We start from the raw sequence: 1,503 nt of genomic DNA, 5'->3' as shown, positions 1-1,503 counted from the left end.
CCATCAAGAAGACCTCGACGTGCTTGACGCTACCTTCGCTTGCCCTGATCTGACCACGTTCTGTCGCCTTGACGAGCTCGATCTCGAAGCCGTCGGCCACCTGCTCGAACCAGACCGTGCAGTGCTGGCCGTGCCGGTTTCAGACCGCGACTACACCCTCAACTGTGAAGAGCCCGAAAAACACGCTCGCCGCCTTGAGGATCTCGTTGGCGCGCCGCGACTCGGCGACCTCGCGACGCAGCCGCGCGTTCTCCTCAGCAATGTCGCTGGGCACCCCGGGCCGCTGACCGGCGTCGACTTCGCGGCGGCGATGCCACACCCGCAACGTCTCCGCGCTCATGCCCAGCAGGCCAGCGACGTGACGGACGGCGGTCATAAGGTTCGGGTGCTCGGGCTTGGCCTCATCCAGCATCCGCAGCGCCCGCTCACGCATCTCGGGAGAGTACTTCTGATTCATCGATTCCATCCTTGCTTGAAGAACGGAACGAAACCCAGGCCGATTCAGTCAGAAAAACCGGTGGGAGCGTTGCTCCGAGTAGGTGGCGACCACGCAGCACACTAGGCCGTGTTGCTAAAGGTGCTGGTGAGCCAGTGGAGGGTTGCGGCGAGGCAGAGGCCGGCGTGGTAGTTCCGTGCTGTCTTGTCTGAGCGCATCGCGATCCCACGCCATTGCTTGAGCTTGTTGAAGCACCGCTCGACGACGTTGCGGCCGCGGTAGCGGGCACGTTGCTGGTCGCCGAAGTCGATCGGTCGCCCGCGGCGCTTGCGCCGGTGGGCGATCTGATCGTCGCGTTCGGGGATCGTCGCGGCGATCCCGCGCTCGCGCAGCCAGGCCCGGTTCGCCTTGGACGGGTAGCCCTTGTCCGCGAGCACTCGGTCTGGTCTTGACCGCGGCCTGCCTCTCGCGCCCGAGACGCGGATCTCGCTCAACGTGGCGGCGAGCATGCTGGTGTCCGCCGCTTGCCCGGGCGTGAGGATGAACGCGAGTGCGCGTCCCTTCCCGTCACAGACCAGGTGGTTCTTCGTCGTCAGCCCGCCGCGGGAGCGGCCGATCGCGTGATCGGACGGCTCCTCACCGAACTTCTTGTAGTTCGACTGAGCCCCCTGTGGTGCGCGGCAGGGTAGCGCCGTGCTGGTGCACGCGCACGATCGTGGAGTCGATCGACGCGACCCAGTCCAGGTCTCCGGACTGCTGCGCAAGCGACTGCGTCCTCTCCAGCACCCGCGCCCACACACCCTGTTCGGACCACCGGTTGAAGTTCTTGTAGATCGTGTTCCAGTTCCCGAAACGCTCCGGCACGTCCCGCCACGGCGCGCCCGTCCGAAACCGCCACGCCGTCGCCTCGACCACTGTGCGCCGATCCACCGGCGGCCGTCCCGTCGACTTCACGTTCGGGAACAGCGGGCCGATCACAGCCCAGGCCTCGTCAGAGATCACATCACGCGACACGCATCCAAGACTCGCCCACGAGGCGCCCGAAGCTGTTTAGCAACACGCCCTAG

Annotated in this window: 1 protein-coding gene and 2 pseudogenes; 1 reads left to right on the top strand and 2 read right to left on the bottom strand. The window is 66.0% G+C overall.

From position 1 onward, the window contains the following. Positions 1–19: 19 nt before the first annotated feature. A pseudogene (locus tag ACRC20_RS03775) lies at positions 20–151 on the top strand (ISL3 family transposase); the annotation flags it as partial. On the opposite strand, the gene ACRC20_RS03770 reads toward ACRC20_RS03775, so the two are convergent. Both ACRC20_RS03770 and ACRC20_RS03765 read right to left on the bottom strand, forming a co-directional pair. Next, the gene (locus tag ACRC20_RS03770) at positions 140–457 is read right to left on the bottom strand and encodes a transposase (protein ID WP_438685006.1); all 318 of its coding nucleotides are present in this window, start codon (positions 455–457) and stop codon (positions 140–142) included. The pseudogene ACRC20_RS03775 and the gene ACRC20_RS03770 overlap by 12 nt on opposite strands. Positions 458–558: 101 nt before the next feature. Next, positions 559–1,450, bottom strand: a pseudogene (locus ACRC20_RS03765) (IS5 family transposase). Between the last annotated feature and the right edge of the window lie 53 nt (positions 1,451–1,503).

Origin of the sequence: Segniliparus sp., from assembly GCF_051660745.1 — a bacterium.
In the GTDB taxonomy this organism is placed as follows: Bacteria; Actinomycetota; Actinomycetes; order Mycobacteriales; family Mycobacteriaceae; genus Segniliparus.
Note: the sequence above shows the minus strand (reverse complement) of the source record. Positions and strands in the feature narration are given on the sequence as shown.

Excerpts from the sequence above, each read along its gene's own strand:
- ACRC20_RS03770 (WP_438685006.1), bottom strand. The coding sequence starts at position 457 with ATGAATCAGAAGTACTCTCCCGAGATGCGTGAGCGGGCGCTGCGGATG.